Annotated in this window: 15 protein-coding genes; 10 read left to right on the top strand and 5 right to left on the bottom strand. The window is 38.5% G+C overall.

Annotated features, from left to right (window positions below):
* The first annotated feature begins 997 nt into the window (after positions 1–997).
* From ACFVRY_RS20345 to ACFVRY_RS20315, 7 genes are all read left to right on the top strand, one after another.
* Positions 998–2,035, top strand: a complete 1,038-nt coding sequence (locus ACFVRY_RS20345) for a hypothetical protein (protein WP_387502115.1) — start codon at positions 998–1,000, stop codon at positions 2,033–2,035.
* A 1-nt stretch (position 2,036) separates the two neighbouring features.
* Positions 2,037–2,321: a hypothetical protein gene (locus ACFVRY_RS20340; RefSeq protein WP_387502114.1), complete on the top strand. Its 285-nt coding sequence runs from the start codon at positions 2,037–2,039 to the stop codon at positions 2,319–2,321.
* Between the two features lie 622 nt (positions 2,322–2,943).
* Positions 2,944–3,153 (top strand): metal-sensing transcriptional repressor, encoded by a 210-nt coding sequence (locus tag ACFVRY_RS20335; protein WP_387502113.1) that lies wholly within the window; start codon positions 2,944–2,946, stop codon positions 3,151–3,153.
* Positions 3,154–4,424: 1,271 nt separating this feature from the next.
* Positions 4,425–5,963, top strand: coding sequence for an SAVED domain-containing protein (locus ACFVRY_RS20330; RefSeq protein WP_387502112.1), 1,539 nt, complete (start codon positions 4,425–4,427; stop codon positions 5,961–5,963).
* Positions 5,964–5,977: 14 nt separating this feature from the next.
* Positions 5,978–7,078 carry an SMODS domain-containing nucleotidyltransferase gene (locus ACFVRY_RS20325; protein WP_387502111.1) on the top strand — a complete coding sequence of 367 codons (1,101 nt, stop codon included), beginning with the start codon at positions 5,978–5,980 and terminating at the stop codon, positions 7,076–7,078.
* Positions 7,071–8,882 (top strand): ThiF family adenylyltransferase, encoded by a 1,812-nt coding sequence (locus ACFVRY_RS20320; RefSeq protein ID WP_387502110.1) that lies wholly within the window; start codon positions 7,071–7,073, stop codon positions 8,880–8,882. The genes ACFVRY_RS20325 and ACFVRY_RS20320 overlap by 8 nt, the downstream gene beginning before the upstream one ends.
* Positions 8,875–9,360, top strand: a complete 486-nt coding sequence (locus ACFVRY_RS20315) for a Mov34/MPN/PAD-1 family protein (RefSeq protein WP_387502108.1) — start codon at positions 8,875–8,877, stop codon at positions 9,358–9,360. The genes ACFVRY_RS20320 and ACFVRY_RS20315 overlap by 8 nt, the downstream gene beginning before the upstream one ends.
* Positions 9,361–10,530: 1,170 nt before the next feature.
* Here ACFVRY_RS20315 and ACFVRY_RS20310 read toward each other — a convergent pair.
* Positions 10,531–11,109, bottom strand: a complete 579-nt coding sequence (locus ACFVRY_RS20310; RefSeq protein ID WP_387502107.1) for a hypothetical protein — start codon at positions 11,107–11,109, stop codon at positions 10,531–10,533.
* 441 nt (positions 11,110–11,550) lie between these two features.
* On the opposite strand from ACFVRY_RS20310, the gene ACFVRY_RS20305 reads away from it, so the two are divergent.
* The 3 genes from ACFVRY_RS20305 to ACFVRY_RS20295 all read left to right on the top strand — a co-directional run bounded on the left by ACFVRY_RS20305 (position 11,551) and on the right by ACFVRY_RS20295 (position 13,791).
* The gene (locus ACFVRY_RS20305) at positions 11,551–11,850 is read left to right on the top strand and encodes an iron-sulfur cluster assembly accessory protein (protein ID WP_387502106.1); all 300 of its coding nucleotides are present in this window, start codon (positions 11,551–11,553) and stop codon (positions 11,848–11,850) included.
* 223 nt (positions 11,851–12,073) lie between these two features.
* Positions 12,074–12,748 (top strand): response regulator transcription factor, encoded by a 675-nt coding sequence (locus tag ACFVRY_RS20300; RefSeq protein WP_387502105.1) that lies wholly within the window; start codon positions 12,074–12,076, stop codon positions 12,746–12,748.
* Positions 12,745–13,791 carry a HAMP domain-containing sensor histidine kinase gene (locus tag ACFVRY_RS20295; RefSeq protein WP_387502103.1) on the top strand — a complete coding sequence of 349 codons (1,047 nt, stop codon included), beginning with the start codon at positions 12,745–12,747 and terminating at the stop codon, positions 13,789–13,791. The genes ACFVRY_RS20300 and ACFVRY_RS20295 overlap by 4 nt, the downstream gene beginning before the upstream one ends.
* Positions 13,792–13,914: 123 nt before the next feature.
* Here the strand turns inward: ACFVRY_RS20295 and ACFVRY_RS20290 are convergent, their stop codons facing one another.
* From ACFVRY_RS20290 to ACFVRY_RS20275, 4 genes are all read right to left on the bottom strand, one after another.
* A complete protein-coding gene (locus ACFVRY_RS20290) occupies positions 13,915–14,634 on the bottom strand; it encodes an ABC transporter permease subunit (RefSeq protein WP_387502102.1) in 720 nt (239 codons plus the stop codon).
* On the bottom strand, positions 14,635–15,540 hold the full coding sequence (locus tag ACFVRY_RS20285) for an ABC transporter ATP-binding protein (RefSeq protein WP_387502100.1): 906 nt from the start codon (positions 15,538–15,540) through the stop codon (positions 14,635–14,637). It lies immediately after the preceding gene.
* A 16-nt stretch (positions 15,541–15,556) separates the two neighbouring features.
* Complete coding sequence (locus ACFVRY_RS20280; protein WP_387502098.1) at positions 15,557–16,453, bottom strand: ABC transporter ATP-binding protein; 897 nt, start codon at positions 16,451–16,453, stop codon at positions 15,557–15,559.
* A 277-nt stretch (positions 16,454–16,730) separates the two neighbouring features.
* Positions 16,731–17,888: an MFS transporter gene (locus ACFVRY_RS20275; protein ID WP_387502097.1), complete on the bottom strand. Its 1,158-nt coding sequence runs from the start codon at positions 17,886–17,888 to the stop codon at positions 16,731–16,733.
* Positions 17,889–17,962: the final 74 nt, after the last annotated feature.

Raw genomic sequence — 17,962 nt, 5'->3', positions numbered from 1 at the left:
CAACGTAAACTAAATAAGCTGCCTCCGGTAGAGTACCGGAAGCAGCTTATAGCCTAGGGTCTTTTTTCAATGTCTATAAAATGGGGTCTTGACCAGGCTGACTTTACGGATGCGGGGGGTGGTTTTTTTATAAAAATAAAGGATGTAGGATTTATAGGAGCTATTGTGCTTACGGGTACGCAAGAAGATGAACACAGACGTATAACGAATTGCTTGAGTAACTATTTTAAGACCCATGATTGTCCATAAAATCCAGAGGGATTTATATGTGTATCGTGGTTTAAGTAGATGTCACAGCATACTAGAAAATATCAGATAGATGTTTGTATACCTGTATTTTAGATGATTTGTTCGATAACTTTAGCTCTATCTGATTTAGTCAATCTGATTCTCGAATTGCAAACTGCACGAATGGGGCTCTTGTTAAGCAAGGGCCTCTTTCTTTAGCAGCAGTAAGCGTAAGTAAAACCGCCTCTTGAAAGCCACCTGCTCGTTTATAGCGATATAGCTATGAGCACTTTAGCCCCTCAGTATTTTAAGTATTTCATCCTTTATCCATCTTCTAATTCAGAGTAACTATGGGCGCCAATAGCCTGATTGACTATTCCAGTTCTACTTCTTTGTTGCTTTTTATAGAGACTGAATGGAACAGTTGCATCCGTTACTTAGTCGGGTAGATCCGTTAAAAGCCTTTTTAAAAATATATTTGGCAGAGATTCAGAACGAACAACTGAAATTCTACATTAGAAAGTATTACCGATTTATGTAGAAATTTTATTTTATAAAATATGAGTGGAACAAAAATGGCCACCTTGCCCAGGCTGTCTCTATCAGTTTCCATCAGTGTATAACTTTATTGTAATCTGATTATTGCAAGAATTAGCGTCCTATAGATTAGGCATCTAAGTTCCTAGGACTGAATTTCTTGTGAAAAGCCTACCCTAGACGCATAATAGATTGAACGGACAGTCCGTACTTTCTGAGAGGAGATTGAGTGATGAGTAAGGTTACCCTGCAGTCCATACTAGTGGACTATCCAAAGTACCGTAAAGGTAAAGAAACAAAAAACAATTCTGTAGCAACAGCTAGTTATGAAAGTAACTATGAATCTAACAGACAAAAACTGAATGAAATAATGGATGTATTAGGAGTTGACGTTAAGTATTTCAAGGAGAATGCTGCAGCAAACCAACCCTATCAGTTCGCTGAAACAGATAAAAACTTGCTGTTTGATATCCTTTATCAGTATACAAGTGATGATTTAAAAAAAATTCGAAAAGGACTCCCACTTGAAGTACCGATAGAAACACTTACATTCTATTTAGACGCTTTCACTACGTTGTTAGAACATCTAGAGATTGATGAAGGAGATATTCAGGACCAACGTGAAGCGATAATGAAAGCTACCCAATATAAGTTAGCGGTTGAATTGCATGCGACGAAAAGTGCCATGGAGGGCATCAATAAAGATATTCAGCAATTATTATCCGACTGGGATGATGTTTTGCTCTATGAAGATCGAGTAGTACTATTAAGCGATTTCTCTAAACAATTACGGATTTTGCAGGAAAGATTTAGACATGTCTACCTCTACATGGACCTTGAACGTAAGAATGAGGCGTTTGAGGCAAGTAGGATGGATCTCAAGCAGCGGCCAGCAGCTAGAGATGAGCTAAAAAAGCAAGCTTTATTAAAAATAGAACTGGAAAAAAATAATGAATATGTGGAATTACACGAACAATTAGATCGTCTAAATGGAGATCCTTCTTTCTTGAAGAAGAAAACTCCTCAGTATATTAAGATCTTTGAGGACATGACGTCAATAATTGAGGAAACTCAACTTCGGTTATTTGGTGAAATACTACCACCTAGAGAACAAAGCAAGATGAAATTACAAAGCAACGACGTTTTAATGGAATCAATAAAAAGTTATGAGGAGCTCCTTATCTTCGTGTCAATTCATTCGGAAAAACCGATGATCGTCGATGTATCATACCAAGACCGATTTGAGAACCAAGATGAGGAGAGTGATTAACATGTTTGATGTAATATCAGTATATAACATCGTATCGGCTACGTATTGGGGGCTGGACTGGGAAGAAGAAGAGAAATTTCAGGAAGTCTATGATGAGTACAGTAAACTCAGTTTTACTGAAAGAAGTACATTTGACTCCCTTGTGAACCAGGCTATCAGCTCATATAAAGGGTTGTTCGAAAGCTTTCCCGAGACACACCTAACACAGACGGATATGGATATTCGTGAAGAGATTCAAGGTGAAATCACCAACAAACTCGCACTGATGTTTCAGAGTTTTCTTTGATTCTGACTGGTGGATCTTATCACGAATACAATGTGTGGTGTAGAGATATAAATAGCGCCTCACGGAGAGAGGAAAAAACGCTTTGATAGGGGAAGCTCTTTACAAGGGCTTCTTTTTTCTTTTTTTATAGGTACTTAATCTTAAACTGCAGAGATGGAATGAGTATGTTGAACTGCGTGAAGTTTTCTTTATTTTTATTAGGTGTATGCTTCCATTTATTAATCAATCAGTATGCTGTTTGATTCAAACTTCTGTTCTTATCACTTGTGATAGCAACCATCCTTAAAAGAATTGGTCTTTATTTATATGGGTGGCTCAAATGTACTTAGCTCTCAGTATTGATTGCCGGCATTACTATTCTATACTGTTTTTAAGGTGTTGTGCCTGATCTATGCCGACTCGTTTTCAAACATCAGAAGTGTTCAACGCGTATAAAACAAACAATAAATTACAATCAAGCTATCTGGCTTAAAAGTACAGTACCTTTAGTGATTTAATTCCGATATATTGCTCCCTGTGAAGGATTGGACACCCAGATCATACAGCGGTACATATGAGTTATGCACCATGTTGCGCCATAAGTTTATACATAAAAAAAATATCATAGGAGGTCAAGTAAAACATGTCGGAAGAGCATAATCATGAGCATAAATACCGGAAGGATATTATTAATCGTTTAGCTAAGGTTGAGGGGTATATCCGGTCAGTCAAAGAAATGACCATCTATGGGCGTCAATGTCCAGACATTCTGCTTCAAATTGCCGCCGTACAAAAAGCTCTCGATGGAGCAGCAAAGCTTTTATTAAAGGATCATTTGGAGAATTGTGTTTGATGCCGTTCATCATGGTAAGGAAGAACAAGTTATTGCCGAACTGAATGCTGCTATAAATAGCTATATTCGCTAAAACTTGAATATGTCTCTTCTTACATCAAGCAAAAGTAGCCTGCCAACTCTCAAAGATTTAATCAACGTGTAGGGTTGGCATCAAACTAATTGTCCACGTATCATCAAAATGCTGTTCTCAAATCAAATCGAGTAAGCGATTATTTTTTATTAGTCACACCGTATATTCTTGGTGGCAAAATATAAACATTTCAGTCATGCAGAACACCAACATGCCATTGAAAATATTAAATAATAAGTGTTTAAAAGCAGAATCGATTAGTCCCCGAATTATAGAATTCTCACTTCGCGCTTTTTCCACAATGAATTAAAATTTTCCATATCGCTTTCACTTAAATTTGTGTCTAAAGCGTGTCGTTAAAACCAAAAAGAATTCGGGCAATAGCCGTATAAGCTGTGGATAAACTGTGGAGTAAATGTGGATTGATTGTGGATATGGCGGCTAAACTCAAGCCCTGCGCAGGTTTGTAAAAAGTGGTTTACAAACACAATATATTGGGGTATTTTTAACTAACGAGGTGTACATGCTGTGTTTTCTTGCTCTGTTATGGGAGGGAGGAAACGCTTTGTTAAATCTAATTTATATTTTGAGCGCGGTTATTGATATCTTCAATTTTGCGATAGTGGTTGGTAAGCTCGTAAACAAAATGTACAGGAAAACCCTTGATCTTCGAGAAAAACGAAAAAAGCACTAGGGCCTGGCAGCTAAAGTGCTTTTAACGTAAAATCAGTATTTGATTGGCCAACTAAACAGAGCAAAGACACATTTACACCTTGTTAGACTGTGATCTTACGAGGGTCACAGTCTCTTCAATTGTAGTGCAAAGTATCACGAACTTGTTGCGAAGGCTTTTGAGAAAACATCCCGACAAACTAACATATATGGATTATAAGTGATAGCAGACGATTTTTCTAGTACAATTTTGTACCATTTTCAACTTCATTAACATTTATGAATTTTATGATCAAGAAAAGAAGTGTTTATTGGAGTATATTTCGCTTATGGAAAATCATGATAAATCCTGGTTTTTATATGGAACTTAATTCCGTCATTAAGGTTCATGTTCTATTTTTATTTTAAACATATTAACATAAAGTAACACAGCAGTTATTACATTTTGATCATTAAAATCTAGGCTTGAAAAGCCCATAACGTTATAAATAGCGATATGGTATACCTAAAAAAGATGAGGGTGTCTATGAGCAAATCCGTGATTGCGCGAATGTTAGGTGACGATTATCAGGCATTGTATTTCTGGAGCAAGGCCTGCGGCATATTCCATCCCAGCACGAAAATACAAAGAATTTCTTATGAATATGATGTAGCCAAATCATTTGATGATGTCGTTGTTGAATATCAATCCCCTATTTCAGATGAAAGAGGTAGGCTTGTCCATTCTGATTTTTATCAGATTAAATTTCACATGAGTCAAAATGGGGCTATTAAAAGTAGCAGCCTTATCGACCCGGAATTTATTAATGCAACATCCGTTTCTTTTTTAGAACGCCTAAAATCTCTTGTGGAGTTGGAACGAGCGGCAGGAAGAGAATGTCGCTGTTACTTAGTCACTCCTTGGAGCCTTGATATGCAAGACCCCTTGGCAGAATTGGTTAGTAATATTGGTGGTGAATTGCGTCTAGATAAGCTAATGGTGGGAAAAACAGCCACTAGTCGTATGGGTAGCATTAGAAAAATGTGGCGAGAACATTTGAAATTAGAAACCGATGATGAGTTATGCAGCATTCTTGAGTCACTTAGAATTTATCCTAATTCAGGGAATCTAAAAAAACTAAGTGACCAACTTAACCTCAATCTGATTTCAGTGGGTTTGACGCCTATTGACGAAGCCTCCAGTTGTCATCAATATGTTGATCTAATACAAGGTTTATTAAAGAAAGGAAGATTCACTTTTACGCGTGAAGAATTACTTGAATGGTGTCGCTCTGAAGGGCTCTATACCGATAAACCTCATTCTGTTAACACGCAAAACATCAAGTTAGGTATTCGCAGTTTTTCGCGCTGGGCTGAAAATATGGAAAATGAAACAAGTGCGATGATTTGCTTGAATACATATTTTAATGACAGATTTTTAAAAGAAGATTATTTATGGCAACGTGATATTGTTCCATCATTAACTGATTTTATCACAGGAAATATTTCTACAGGACAGGTCTATGATTTAGATCTTGATACTCATGCTACAATAGCATTCGCTGCAGGTCATGAATTAGATGTGAAGTGTGGAATTGATATTGCACCCGTTCAAAAAACATTCTCTGCAGGTAAACAAGTATGGCGTCCAACGGATACGGCGCTCATTAGGGAATATAATGATTGGCAGTATGTGGAGAATGTAATGAATCATGGAGATGATGTGGCTATTGCAATTTCAGCCACACATGATGTCACTGACGATGTGGCCTACTACATCGAGCAGAGCGCTCTACCAGTGGGTCGCATCCTTACCTGTTTTGTTAACGGACGAGCTTTAGGTTCAGCATCAATAGTCGATGCAAATCACGCCTTTTATCTTGCCAATCGTATTAGTACAAAGATTAGGAGTCGTTCGATCAAAGAACGTATGGCTCATCTGCATATCTTTTATTCAGGACCTAATGGATTAATTTTTTTCGTTGGTCAATTATCGAAATCATTTGGTCCTTGTACGATGTATGAATTTGATTTCACTAAGCAAACACCAGGTGGATATGTGCCGACTATAACCTTTCCTTACTAAAGGAGTGTGCTAAAATGAAGCTAACAACCTATTTCAATGATTTTCTGAGTAACATTCGTCTGACAAAAAATCAAGTAGATGATCTTATTAAAGGTCACAAAACGTTACGGGAACGATTAGAAGGAGACGATACTCTTTCAAAAATTATTGTAAGTACGTTCCTGCAAGGGAGTTATAGAAGATCGACAGCAGTGAAACCTAAGAGCGATCAACGTTCTGACGTAGATGTGATTGTGGTTACTAAATTAGTCAAAGATGACTACACACCGGATGAAGCGATGAAAGTTTTTGAACCCTTTATGGAAAAATACTACAAAGGCAAATATCGTTATCAAGGACGATCAATCGGTATTGAAATGAGCTATGTCGATCTCGATGTTGTAATCACTTCGGCACCTTCAGAGGCTGAAGAAGGGATTCTGGAGACTGAAAGTGTTGAAACAAACTCCACGATTGAGGAATTAGAAGCAATCGTAAAATCATGTTCTGCTTACCAATACAACAGTGAAGTGCGGGAATTCTTAGCGTTTGCAAATAATGAATCAGAATGGAAAACCTCACCACTGCACATTCCAGACCGAAGCGTTGAAGAATGGAAGGAAACCCACCCACTCGAACAAATTCGTTGGACCTGGAATAAGAATGCCTCATGTAACGGTCATTATATAAATGTGGTAAAATCATTAAAATGGTGGAAACGTGTAAATGATCCTGGAAATCATCCTAAAAGCTATCCTTTGGAACATCTAATTGGACAAACATGCCCCGATCATATCACTTCTGTTGCTGAAGGGGTAACCTTCGCATTGGAAGCCATAGTATCGAATCACCCTACGAAACCTTTCTTAGCCGATCATGGTGTCCCAGAGCATGATGTTTTTGCAAGAATCACAGATGAAGAGTATGACGCCTTTTATAAAAAGGTACAGAATGCGGCCACTATAGCAAGACAAGCACTTGATGCTGTAACTGTGAAGGAAAGTGCAAATAAGTGGATCGAACTCTTTGGGAGTAAATTCCCTTCTCCCCCCGCAGATACAAGTACAAATAGCAGTAGTAATGGCTTCTCTTCTCGAACTGAAAAGACTACTCCTGGTGGTGGAAGGTTTGCTTAATCAAGAAGAACCAAATGCTTTATTATTGCAAGGTAGAAGAGCGCTTGAAGGTTTTCAGGAAGTAGAACTGTGTGAAGATTTGAGTTGGGACCCACGAACTTCAAAATGGGTCCTTTTTTGCTCTATCCATTTGGACGTAATTAAAAATGAACATATTACTAAGACGACTATGTGGTATATTCTCATTTCACCTGAATATCCGCTTGGTGAAATAAGTTTTTATCCAGCCATTAATGGTGGGATTGAGGCTACCTTTCCTCATCAAAATCACAATGGATATTACAATGACGATAGACCGTGGAGGAAAGGTAAACTCTGTCTTGATACATCTGTTAGCGTGCTTGGAAGGAATGCAATTAACACTGAACCTCAAAACGTAGATCGTTTATTATGGCACTTTACCAGAGCTATCGATTGGATTAAGTTTGCCTCAGCCCAAGAGTTAACCTCTATAGGAGATCCATATGAATTGCCTTCATTTCCGAAGGAATCTAATGAGACAATTGTATTTTCAGAAAGTCCAACAACTCTATGGAACTGGCTAGAGTTAAAAAAAACATACGGGATTGTAAAATTTTCGAAAATGAATGGCGAATCAAACATTTGGCTTTCAAAAGAATACTTGGTACAAAATAAAAGTTATTATCAACCCAAATGGGGAACGTTGATTTCTGACTTGGATGACCAAACTACAATCGGTATCTGGATAAAGCTATATGAGGCCCCTGTTATCGCGCCTTGGCAAGTTCCACATACGTGGGAAGAGCTTCAAAAAACTTTGCTGATACAAGGTATAAACTTAATAGACATTATCAAAGATGCTGCGCACCTGTTGCGCGACGGAAAACACCATTATATTACCTTGGGTTTTCCCATTCCCGAATATGTTGGAGAAAATGCTATGGTAATGAATTGGCAAGGAATAAAATTACCTATACTCTCACATGGAAAGTTATTCGCTAAAGGCTTCCGAAAAGATGAATTAGGTTATTGGCAAAGAGATCGAACGGTTATTTTCCGTAAACATGAGAAAGTTAGCTGGACCTTTTCAGAAAACTGGAACAGAAATGAAATATTGAATAGAGGGCGAATGGATTCTGGAATAACACAATCAGCTGTTTTACAAATTGGAGCTGGTTCATTAGGATCGATGATTGCTGAGCAATTAGTTAGAGCAGACCTACAAAAATTGCATATCGTTGATTATGATTTACTTGAGGCAGGGAACCTCGTGAGGCATACTCTTGATATGAATTCCCTAAATAAAAATAAAGCGTTGGCGCTATCAAAAAAACTGAATACTTCTGTTCCCCATAGTAAAGTGAGGGGATATGCCTCACATTTCCCTTCTGAACAGTTAGATTACACCAACTATAGAGTCATTCTAGATTGTAGCGGGGAAGATGACGTCATATATAAATTGCAGATGCTACCCTTAACATATCCAAAAGTATTCATTTCTGTCTCCTTAGGTTATGCTGCCAAAAGGTTGTTTTTCTATACGCATAAGACAAATCAATTTTCTCCAGATACCTTTTTCAAGATGCTTAGCCCTTGGATTGAGAAAGAAAGAGATGGTTATAGAGAAGATGACCTGCCCAGAGATGGTATTGGATGTTGGCATCCTGTTTTTCCTGCCAGGATAGATGACGTATGGTTAATGTCTGCTGTTGTCATAAAAGGTATTGAGAAATATATTCTTAATCCAGCTAATAATCCCACTTTGCTAATCTATGAGCAAATTTTCGAAGAAGGCTTGTTTAGTGGTGTCAAACTAGTGCATAAGGAGGAATGGCATGACTGATAAAATATATTATCACAATGATTTTGCCTACACTGTTTTATTAGAGAACGAATTAATTAATCAAATGCTGAATTTTTGCCGTGCTAAAATGCCATTGGAAACCGGGGGGATTTTAGTCGGCGAATACTCTAAAAATGCTCTTTCTGCAAGAATAATGTATATTTCTGGTCCACCTCAGGACTCTAAACATCGAACACATGAGTTTTACAGAGGAACCCATAATTTAGAATCTCTACTTTCTGATTTTTGGGAAAAGGGTCTGTTTTATTTAGGGGAATGGCATTTCCATCCGAAGGCATCTCCAAATCCAAGTTTGGTTGATCGTAAACAGATGAGAAAAATATCAAACGGTAATAACTATAACTGCCCAGAACCCATTTTATTGATTCTAGGAGGAGATCCTAATGAGAAATGGCATATATCATGTTCGATTTTTTCAAATAAGCATGGTTGGATCGAACTAATGGAAGATCGTTAGGGGCTTTGATGTATCGATCAAATATTCGTTTGAAATTTCAGCAATACTCAAAATAAACGTCGTATTGTTCTTTTTAGCTATTTAGATCCCAATTAACAAAATAACAAGCCTTTCCAGTCGCTGAATCGGTTAATACATGGTAACTAAACTCGAGGCGGCGATGAAAATGAGTAACAAAGAGATTGAACAATTGAATAATGCAATGAAACAGGCATCAGACAAACTATAAAAAAGCCTCCAAAAAAAAATATCTTTTTTTTGGAAATATTCAAATGAAAAAGGGGTAATATACATTTTTTTTGCGAAAATAGAACAAGCATTGTTCAAACAATGCTTCGTTAAAAGTAAGCCCCGAATTTTAAAGATGGTTAATGGTCAGGAGCTTCTAGCCTACTATACTGTGTCAATCATTGTTACAGCAAATAACGACTTACGACGAAGGTCGTTACAAATCATGCCAAAATTACGTTACAGAATCACTGAAAACAGTCCTTTTTAGTGACAAGATGAAATACAACTCACATATGTTGTGAGTCACGAGTATAACTGAGATGAGTTTGATCAATAACTGAGACATTTCTCATGATATGTTTGAGACTGCATTAAGAGCCGGTAGTAGCAATAATCTTGCTGCTACCGGCTTTTTTATTATTCTAAACGTGAAAATATGATATTTTGGCTATAGATGATACTTTCTGTATTAGGATGTTTTGTGAGTTGTGATGCATATCGACATAATAACGTCAGCGCTATGGATTTGCCCGCGATCACTTGTTGTATCTAAGCTTTTATTAGTTCATCAGATGAAATCTTATCTGTGGTAGTGTGTTAACTCATTAAAAAATACCATTTTGAATAGTGGTAAATCCCATCAGGATGAAGTTGGGCTTTAAGTAATTGACAGCAGATTCGTGAGATGGGTAGCTTTCACGTACCTGCTATTAAAAGAAAATAAAGTTTTAGATTGACCCTAGAAATTGAAACAGCGACAGCAAAGGACGGGGAAATAATGTCCTAGACTGTCGCTGTTTCATTGAAGTTATTTCTAAATGTTTGAAAATGCTCATCGAAGTTATGTTATAGTGATTCTTGTTTAAAATAGCCTACATTTCTATGTATTAGATTTCCAATTCCATTATCCTGTACGTTAGGTAAAAAGCCGCTGGAATATTAACTTATTAAGTTCGTTGATTTGGTTCTTAAATCTTGCTCTTCCCAGTAAAACTTAGGTTCTTTCGTTGCAGCTTTAAAAAATAAAGGCAGAATATCTTTTCTAATGTCCTGCGAAATTTTAAGGTGCAGGGCTTCTGCCACTTTTTTTTGTATCTCATCATAATTAGAAAAAACATCCCCGAAAGCATCCAAAAACTGCTCACGTCCTTCAAGCTCATATTTCACGATATCTTCGTTAAGAAATTCTGGATTATGCTTATACAACAGAGTATAGTTATACCAACTGTAAGCACAATTTAATATCAATTCCAAAAACTCTTGAACATTTTCAGCTACACGACCACATTCATCCGCTTGACCAGAATAAGCAATACTACCATCTTCTAACAATAGATACTCTCCGCCCCCTCCATCTTTACAGAATGCCCTGCCAGGGATGCTAAATATATACCGATAGTTAAGCATGTAAGGTGTTTGCAACTTGTCATAAAAATCTAAACATAGTATTGCGCCAATCTGTTCTGCAAGTTGTTCATTTTCTTTAATAGTCGAGAGAAGTTTTTCAATTTCAGTCATGTCCATAATCCCCTCATAATATCTGATTTACGAACTTCGTAAAAGCATTCGTAGTGCAGTATTCTCCAAAGCGAACAAACTATCCTGCCGCTAGCTTCATGAAATTTCCAGTTTAATTGTTCTAGTTGGTTTAGAACCATAGAAAAAAATTAATTTGCGGCTTTCACAATTTTTCTATTTCGCTGACCGCTATCCTTTGTTGCTCACCATGCTCCATCTCTATTTTTAAGCAGGGCTTGTGGGAGTAAGGAAGTGGGGGAGTGAGTATCAAACTTTATAAGCGTTCACAGCACGTCGGATCCCTTTTTGTATTCGGCAGGCCTCAAGGTAATGGCACAGAGGCAATCCATTAAACTGCCACACTAAATTATATATAGCACCTTAAGTTATGTTATAATGAACTTCTTACTGTAAATTAAGACGAATAGAGGTCGATTGAGGATGAAGTGTAAAATTAACCGTAATGCAGCTAAAGTTTTAAAAGATATGCTAAACAGTCAAGAAGCTGAAGGAAAGATGATTCGGGTAATTATTACTCAGAATCATGGCGATCACGGCCACTATGATGTAGCACTTGATACACCAACTGAACATGATGAAATTATCGCAACAGATAAGGATATTAATGTATTGTTGGATACACGCGAACCGCTTTTGGATGGTGTTTGGATTCAATACTTTTATGTTCCACAGGAGGGTTTCTTCATCACGAATCCTTCTACGGGATTTCTTGAAAAATAAGCATTGATGCCGATAACAAAAACTCTGCACAAAAGTTTATAAAGTATTACGGCAAGCCGAGCAGATTTCAGGTATTTCCTCCTGATGTCACTCGGCTTTTTTAATTTTAATCCAACTGTGATAAATCGTACCTTGTGGTTTAATTAAGTTCATAAATAGTTAATACACGATAATTATCATTGAGATTAATGGTCTCGATCATAGATAGAAAGGTGCTGCCAACATGTTCGACATCCTGGTTGTTGATGACAATGATAACATCAGAAATTTGATTATCACTTATTTAGAGCGGGAAGGTTACCGCACAATTGCTGCTACCGATGGTGTAGAGGCAATGACAGCACTCGAAAAAGAACATATTGATCTGATGATCGTTGACGTTATGATGCCCAATATGGACGGCTACACGTTGACGCAGGATTTGCGCTCAGCGAATTATGATTTTCCCATCCTCATGATCACGGCAAAGGAACGTATCGAAGATAAGAAAAAAGGGTTTCTGGCCGGTACGGATGATTATATGGTTAAGCCCATTGAATTTGACGAGATGCTGCTACGGGTAAGTGCGCTTCTGCGGCGGGCAAGAATTAATACGGAGAGAAAAATAGTTATTGGCGATGTTATTCTGGATTACAATACTTTAATGGTAAAAACCAAGACGGGAGAAAGCCTTCTTCCACAAAAGGAATTTTACTTACTATTTAAGCTGCTTAGTTATCCCAAAAAGATTTTTACCCGCCAGGATCTTATGAATGATATTTGGGGTTACGATACTGACTCGGATGAGAGAACAGTTGATGTTCATATCAGAAGGCTGCGTGAGAAGTTTAATGATTTGCCTGAGTTCAGCATCGTAACTGTCAAAGGCTTGGGATACAAAGCGGAGAAGCATTTATGAAGCTAAAAATGAAATTCAAACACTTCTTCCGCTTTAGATCGGTTTATGTGAAATTTGCTGTTACTTTTCTGGGCATATGGTGGTCTCTCAATATTGTGACCTTCGTCATTATCATGCGTATTATGCCAGTTGGAAATAATATTGAATTTGATGAAATTAGACGCGTAACGGGTCTTGTTTTTCTGAACAGTGCTTTTTACGGAACCATTGTCATTTTGGCGGTTGTCAGAAGTATTGTGAAGCCGTTAAAGAGACTTTCTAAAGCATCGAGGGCGGTAGCTAAAGGTGATTTTGACGTTTCGGTTAGTGAAGACAGCATGGATGAGATTGGCCGGCTCACGAATGATTTTAATAGAATGGTCAAAGAATTGCGTAGTATAGACACTCTTTGTCACGAGTTTGTTTCGAATGTCTCACATGAATTTAGAACACCGGTAACCTCGATAAAAGGGTATGCCAGGCTGATCGCTGAGGATACGGGGGCAAGCCAATCCATTAAAGAATATGTCAGTATTATTATGGACGAAAGTGACCGTCTTATTGATTTGTCCTCTAACTTATTACGCCTTTCTGAGCTTGATACTCAAATTATTCATAAGGAAACAGCATTTTCTCTGGCCGAACAGATTAGACAGGTTATTCTAATTCTAGAATCCGGTTGGGGACCGAAAGCCATCGAGTTGGAAGTTGAGCTAGCAGAAATACAATTTACTGGTGATGAGGAGTTATTGCGTCAGGTTTGGCTGAATCTTATACAGAATGCGATCAAATTTTCTCATCAGGGCGGAACCATTACTATTCTTCTTTTTAAAGAGGGCGGGAAGATACAAGTGAAGATTATCGATCATGGAATTGGAATTTCGGTTGAAGAGAAGTCACTAATTTTTGATCGGTTTTATAAAGGAGATAGTTCACGTAAAAAGGGCGGGAATGGACTAGGCTTATCTATTGCGAAAAAAATAGTTGAACAGGCCAGAGGCGAAATGTGGATTGAAAGCCAACTTGATAAAGGTACAATCGTTACAGTAGAACTCCCTATATAGATTGCAAGAAGAGTTAGGAATATGACTCTTCTTTTTTATGCTTATCTGGCACTTTGAGCTAGCAGCTTTGAGCAAAATTATGACCAGCCACCGGCCTTAACACCGATGACTGGTTCGTAAAACTTATAGCGGCAAGTCTCTTTTTGAGAAGATTCTAATTCCGCTAAAATAAGTGACCAATCCGATTCCACCCAGAAGTGCAAACTGCCAAATATAATCGGAAGAACCTGTAACGATGGAGTTAACGTTGTACAAGGTAACGATGGTAAGATTCTTCAAAAAGTGAAAGTTCTCTCCGAACATGCTCACAATGGACAATAACAGAAAAGCACCAACCAAACCGCCGCCAATGGCAATAGCATTTTTGGAGAGATTAAAAATACTAGATGCCAGGAAACAGATACCGCTAAATGCCAGCGAAAGAACAAACAATCCCAAATTAAATTTAATAATGTATTCCACATCACTGGAGCTGATGCCGCTATTCTTGACGGATGTAGGGATAATATGTGCTGCTGTAGTGATTAAAAACATAATAAGCAGTGAACCGATAAAATATACAGCCTGTGTCAGCGCTACTTTCGAACGGTTTACCGGTGTTGACAATATATACGCCATCGATCCTTTATCTACTTGTGCGGCCAATAGTTTGTTGCCTGTAATGATAACATAAATAGAAATGAGCATTCCTGGCATCAGACTATAGAAAATCTGCCCTCCTACTACTACAGTCTGTCCTGTAGTGGATACGACGACTAAACATAAAGCCAGGATAGCTGTTATGATCAGCCAAAGTGAAATATTTGCTTTAATGGTTTGTTTCATCAGTGTTTTTGAAATCATTTATACGGCCTCCGCATCGGTATATTTTTCTTTGAAATAAGCTTCCAATGTGCGTGGTTTTTGGGTAATAAATCTGACGTCCATATTCTGGATAACACCAAATAGTTCATTGATATCCTTGTCCGGGATAAGGATGGTCGCTTGATTAAACTCCGGTTGTTTCCTTATAACATAGAAAGGGCGTGACAAAAAGTCGTTGAAGTCTGCTTGTTTCGTGAATTCAATCTTGAATTCTTTGACTGACTCGTTTCCGCGGATCGTGTTCATATCAACGACATCAATAATATGGCCGTTTTTGAGAAAAGCCACACGGTCACAAGTGCTTTCTAATTCACTAAAAATATGACTGCTCATGAAGATAGTTTTACCTTTTTGTTTTTCTTCTTTTACGAGGTTAGTAAACTCATTTTGCATCAAGGGATCCAGTCCAGTACTGCCTTCATCCAGTAATAAAATATCTAAATCTGCCATGAAGGCACTGACGATAGCAGACTTTTGCTTCATTCCTTTGCTCATTCGTTTTAATTTTGCGTCCGCATCAAGATTAAATCTTTGAATTAAGTCAATCGCCCGTGACATATCACGAATTCCTAAGTATTCAGCCTGTAGTTTAAAGAAGTCGGTTCCTCTGTTAACCTCAGGAAATGCGATCTCCCCTGGAATATAGCCGACATGCTTCTTTAATTCGGAGGCGTATCGCCAGCTCTCTCGATCCATAATGGAGGTGTGGCCTTTCTGAGGTTTTAAAAATCCCATGAGGTGCCGGATCAAGGTGGTTTTTCCGCTTCCGTTGATGCCAACAAGGCCGAATACCTCGCCCTTGTTCACAGTGAGATTAATATCGAATATACCCCTGCCGTCTCCATAATTTTTGGTCAAACCGTTGATCTTAATGATTTTCTTCATTGTTTTTCCTCCTTCATTAGGCTCCTTTTACATAGAAGTGCATGAAATAGTCTTCCAGCGAGAATTTCTTCTCTTTGAAACTCATCACTTGATAACTGGTCAGAGCTCTTACCAACTGATTAATCTCCGTATCATTCATTACGATCTCAGCCATATGCTTATCTTGTTCCGTTAAAGCGATCGTAAGATGGGTTTCTTTCGTAAATGCAGCTAAGCTATCACGGGTACTAAAAGTGACCTGATATACTTTATTGTTATTGTGGCGGATCTCATCAGCGTTCACTGTGGAGACAATTTTCCCTTCCTTAATGATGGAGATTCTATCGCAAATGGCATCAATCTCACCAAACATGTGGCTGGATAAAAGAATGGTTTTTCCCCGTTTCTTTTCTTCTTTCATAAAATCAATAAAGGTTTCTTGCATCACGGGATCAAGTCCGCTGGTCGGTTCATCCAGTAATAAAATATCGGGGTCTGCCATAAACGCGGTAACTACTGCCAGCTTCCGCTTGTTGCCAAGACTCATCCGTTTTGTTTTCCCGCTAGGGTCCAGCTGGAATTTGTCTAATAAATATTCAAGTCTCTCTTCATTTTTGCTGTTCTTGAGGCCCTGCATCATTTTGATAAATTCCCATCCCGTCAAACCTTCCGGTAAGGCGATTTCACCGGGAAGATAACCTACATTCTGCAGAATTTCACTCGTCTGTTCATTACATCGCATTCCATTAATAGCTGCATATCCTTGCTGGGGGTTGGTGAATCCCATCAAATGACGAATCGTCGTAGTTTTACCAGCACCATTGGGTCCAAGAAATCCGAAAACTTCTCCCTTTTGAACTTGGAATGAAACCGAGTAAATGCCGCGTCCGTATCCGAAATCTTTCGTTAGGTTATCCACTTCAATTATGGCCATCGTAAAATTAATCCCCTTTCGTTTTGTTGATTGATGTTAATGGGTACCTGTCTGTACATGTATCCTATAAATCCTGTATGAACTAAATGTGAACTTCTGGAATGAGAATCGATTAAGAAACATTACGAGGGGGAGGGGAGTTGTTCCACATTATATTGAATATAAAAAAAATCGCCCTTTTTGAAATGGATAGGGGAAGCTCCATTTCACCAAAAGGGCGATATCTTCTTGTTGCGATTTAAAGGTTACGAGGGGTTTACAACGCGAAGCTAAAAAATTAATTCGCAGACTGTTTTCGCATAGTAAACGATATAATTGCCGGGAGGATTGCAATGGCGACACCAATTGCGCCAACCACGCCGACCGCTTGCAGTGAGAGTTTTTCCACAACCAGACCACCAATGACAGCTCCCACAGCCATTCCCAGTTGTACGATGGAGGTGTTCAAGCTAAGAAGAATTCCCGATGCTTTGGGCGCCATGCCAATCAGATACACTTGTTGAGCGGGGAAGGTAGACCAGGCGAAAAATGACCATAACATCAGCAAAGGAAAGACAGCAGCCGTAATATGAGCGAATGCAGTCATAAGGAGCAGAATACCAGCGTGGAACAGCAGGCTTCCAATCAAAGTACGTGGAATCCCCCATTTATCTGCGCCATATCCTCCAACCTGGGAGCCAAGCAGACTTGCTATACCGAAAGCAAACAGCCCGATACTCACCAGGTTATCGCTCATTCCAGTAATGCTGAGCAGAAATGGTGTGATGAACGTGTAAATGATAGTGTATCCCATGATCCAGAAGAAACTGACCGATAAGGTTAATGAAAGCCGCGGATTTTTCAACAAGGCGAGTTGTTCTCTAAGCGGTACAGCTGCTTCTCCTTTGGACCTTGGAATTGTGAATGAAATGATCAGCATCGCGATCAAGCTGAGTGCACCAATTCCGAGGAAAATCATTTTCCAGTCGTAAGCACTGGCAATGACTCTTCCTAGAGGAACGCCCAAAATAAGTGACAGGTTAAAGCCTAACAGAACAGTAGCAATGGCGCTGCCTTGTTTACCTGGCTGGACCATTTGAGCAGATACCGTTAGTGCAACCACCATAAAGACACCGGTGCCTAATGCTAAGACTACTCGTGCTACAACCAGCATCGTATAGCCGGTGGTTAAGATTGTGATCAGATTTCCTATAAAGAATAGGACCAAAGCAGCCAACATGAGGTTTCTACGGTCTATTTTTGAGGTGATCGCAATGAGAATAGGCGTACCAATCGCGTAAGCAATCGAGTAAACCGTAATGAGTTGACCAGCAGTAGACAGTGTTACGCCTACATCGCTAGAGACCCGATCCAATATCCCGGAAATCACAAATTCTGAAGTCCCCACTAAAAAACTTACAATAGCTAATATATAGATTTTCCATGAGTTAAGCATCATTATGCTCCTTTCGATTTTATACTTCTAGAAACATAGAAATAATGGGTTGAAAAAGAGATGAATTTTTCTTT

Source organism: Paenibacillus sp. NPDC057934 (assembly GCF_042887565.1).
In the GTDB taxonomy this organism is placed as follows: Bacteria; Bacillota; Bacilli; order Paenibacillales; family Paenibacillaceae; genus Paenibacillus_AQ.
The sequence above is the reverse complement of the archived record's forward strand: the minus strand, read 5'-3'. Positions and strand labels throughout refer to the sequence as shown.

Excerpts from the sequence above, each read along its gene's own strand:
- ACFVRY_RS20345 (WP_387502115.1), top strand. The coding sequence starts at position 998 with ATGAGTAAGGTTACCCTGCAGTCCATACTAGTGGACTATCCAAAGTAC.
- ACFVRY_RS20340 (WP_387502114.1), top strand. The coding sequence starts at position 2,037 with ATGTTTGATGTAATATCAGTATATAACATCGTATCGGCTACGTATTGG.
- ACFVRY_RS20335 (WP_387502113.1), top strand. The coding sequence starts at position 2,944 with ATGTCGGAAGAGCATAATCATGAGCATAAATACCGGAAGGATATTATT.
- ACFVRY_RS20330 (WP_387502112.1), top strand. The coding sequence starts at position 4,425 with ATGAGCAAATCCGTGATTGCGCGAATGTTAGGTGACGATTATCAGGCA.
- ACFVRY_RS20325 (WP_387502111.1), top strand. The coding sequence starts at position 5,978 with ATGAAGCTAACAACCTATTTCAATGATTTTCTGAGTAACATTCGTCTG.
- ACFVRY_RS20315 (WP_387502108.1), top strand. The coding sequence starts at position 8,875 with ATGACTGATAAAATATATTATCACAATGATTTTGCCTACACTGTTTTA.
- ACFVRY_RS20310 (WP_387502107.1), bottom strand. The coding sequence starts at position 11,109 with ATGACTGAAATTGAAAAACTTCTCTCGACTATTAAAGAAAATGAACAA.
- ACFVRY_RS20305 (WP_387502106.1), top strand. The coding sequence starts at position 11,551 with ATGAAGTGTAAAATTAACCGTAATGCAGCTAAAGTTTTAAAAGATATG.
- ACFVRY_RS20300 (WP_387502105.1), top strand. The coding sequence starts at position 12,074 with ATGTTCGACATCCTGGTTGTTGATGACAATGATAACATCAGAAATTTG.
- ACFVRY_RS20295 (WP_387502103.1), top strand. The coding sequence starts at position 12,745 with ATGAAGCTAAAAATGAAATTCAAACACTTCTTCCGCTTTAGATCGGTT.
- ACFVRY_RS20290 (WP_387502102.1), bottom strand. The coding sequence starts at position 14,634 with ATGATTTCAAAAACACTGATGAAACAAACCATTAAAGCAAATATTTCA.
- ACFVRY_RS20285 (WP_387502100.1), bottom strand. The coding sequence starts at position 15,540 with ATGAAGAAAATCATTAAGATCAACGGTTTGACCAAAAATTATGGAGAC.
- ACFVRY_RS20280 (WP_387502098.1), bottom strand. The coding sequence starts at position 16,453 with ATGGCCATAATTGAAGTGGATAACCTAACGAAAGATTTCGGATACGGA.
- ACFVRY_RS20275 (WP_387502097.1), bottom strand. The coding sequence starts at position 17,888 with ATGCTTAACTCATGGAAAATCTATATATTAGCTATTGTAAGTTTTTTA.